This window comes from Nocardia sp. CNY236 (assembly GCF_000482385.1).
GTDB lineage: Bacteria > Actinomycetota > Actinomycetes > Mycobacteriales > Mycobacteriaceae > Nocardia.
Genome location: NZ_AXVD01000070.1, coordinates 1 through 2,351, shown reverse-complemented (window position 1 = coordinate 2,351; position 2,351 = coordinate 1). Strand labels below are relative to the sequence as shown.

At 55.7% G+C, this 2,351-nt stretch carries 2 protein-coding genes; both read right to left on the bottom strand.

The annotated features are described in order from the left end of the window. Positions 1 to 1,381: condensation domain-containing protein (locus K940_RS32650; protein WP_036529762.1), on the bottom strand; the 1,381-nt coding region annotated here is incomplete at its 3' end. A gap of 157 nt (positions 1,382 to 1,538) precedes the next feature. Beyond that, positions 1,539 to 2,351, bottom strand: an 813-nt coding sequence (locus K940_RS29840; RefSeq protein WP_036529761.1) for a phosphopantetheine-binding protein, incomplete at its 5' end; no start/stop codon positions are given.

Sequence of the window (2,351 nt, the reverse complement as noted above, 5' to 3'; positions counted from 1 at the left end):
GGCGCATCGGCACCGCGGTGTCGTTCCACGCTTTGAGTACTAGTTGTCGTTCGGTCTCGCCGAGCAGATCGATCGCACCCACCCGCACGTCCGGACCGATACCGGAGGCGAGTGCCTGAACCAATCGCATGAAACGCTCGAGATGGCCATTTGTGGTCTGCTCGTCATGCATGTGCCCACTAGCAAGGAGATCGATGCGCGTACCGCTCGAGTCGGAGCCGTTGTGTATGACAAACGCGACGTCGTCTACTCGGCCGACTGACACGTTGTGAACAGAAATCTCATGACCGCTGAAATCGAAGCCGTAGTCGAACCCTACGAAGTTGACGATGACCCCGAAGAGATCATCCAGGCCGCCCTTCAATCGTAGATCACGGGCGATGTTCTCTCCGCGATATCGCTGATGCCATACCGCTTCTCCGATCTCCCGGCCCACCGTGTTGACAAGTTCCGCTATCGACGACCCTGGACGTACCAGAATTCGCAGCGGCACCACGTTCGCCACCATTCCCGGAGTTCTTTTCATTTTCGCAGAAAATCGTGCCGGTACCGGTAGTCCTAATACTATGTCCTGTTCACCAGTTGTCCGATGGAGAAGGATTGCCGTTGCAGTGATCAGCAATGCCGGGTAATGGGAGCCGCATTGATCGGAAAGAATTTTTAGGGTATTCGTACCAGCTGCCGTAATGCTCTTCGTCCACCGGATAACTGGACGGCCCGCACCTTCCGTCGTGCCCACGAAACGTACCGCTTCCGGCATGTCGGTGAGACGTTCGACCCAATAGGCCCGATCCGATGCGTAGCTTTCTGAAGCATGGTACGCCTCGTCCTCACTTACCAACTCCCGCAACGACCCAAAACCGTGATTCGGTGGCTCCACGCCAGCTACGCGTGCATTGTAGATCTCAGCTACCCGCCTGGCGACAAGTGAAAATCCAGTCCCATCGATCACGATATGGTGGTAGCTGTGATACCATATGAACCTGTCGGACTGCAGCTTTAGCAACGCGAAATTGAACAGCCGCCCATTCTCGGGCAGCATGGGTCTTCCGATCTCCTTAGATATCCATTGCGAGGCTCCAGCGGCCGGGTCGGGACTAGCGGTCAGATCGACTACATGAAAAATCCAGTCGGAAACATCCTCTACGTACTGATACACGTTGCCATCAGATCGAGTGAAGCGGGCACGAATCGACTCGGCTTCGGAAACCACCTGCCGAGTTGCGCTCTCGATAAGGCTGGAGTCGACGAATCCGACAATTTCTATGTAATCACCAATACGAAAGTCGGTTGATTGCGGGTTCAACTCTTGCGCAATCCAGATCTCGCATTGCGCCGCGGTTAGCGGCAGGTGGAGACTTCTCCCGGCAGGCTGATCCATACCCAACACTCTCCTAATGAGATGCGCCAATATCAGGGATTTGATCGCAATGATTCCACTTTCCCATCATTTGTGGTTTCCATTGCGTCCTCGAAAGCTCTCCATTGTCTACGACAACCTGCATTTTGGTCGGAGCCGGGCTCCGGGATCACTCATATCATCGGCCCTGCTCCATCGCAATACTGATCAAACTATCGACGTCCAGATCCTCAAAGGGTCTTGTTTCGTGCGCCAAATCGTCTTCGGAATAGTTCACTGACGCCTTCGTCTCCATGCTGTCGAGAAATCTCATCAGTTCGGTCCAGCGCACTCGGCCTTCGCCGATTCGGCGAATTCTATCCAGAATCTCTCGCTCAGGTTTGGAGAGGTCATAGTTTCCAACCGGTATACCACTGTCGATATACTCTGCAACCGCATGGGGGGTGGGGTGATCGAAAATAAGAGTTGCCGGGATATCAAGACCCGTGGTAGCTCTCAACCTATTCCGCAATTCGAGGGCGGAAAGTGAGTCGAAACCCAGTTCTCTAAAATTGTGAGACTCATCGATTGCGCTTTGGCCACCGTGGCCAAGAACAGCCGCGACCTCTCGTTTGACCAGGCTCATGATCAGCCTGGTCCTTTCCGGACCTCGCAAGCCCGCCAGCTCGGTGTCCAGGCCACTACTTGGTGCCGAATCGGGCACCATGGCTGTCCTGTGGCGTCGGGGAACCAGGTCTCGTAGAACGAGCAGGACCCGCTGTAGGCGATCCCGCACCGATCGCCTGGCCGCAAACGCCGAACCGTCTGCGGCGATGGACGTTTCGCTGGTAACGCTGTCTACCCAGCGGTGGACCTCGCTGAGTGACCCCGCGAGAAAGTCGATCTTGCACTGCTGACGGCGCAGTTTGCCGCTTGTGGTACGCGGAATGGTTCCCTGGTCGATGAACAGGACGACCATCGGTGTGATGCCGTGTTTCCTGGCCACGATGTG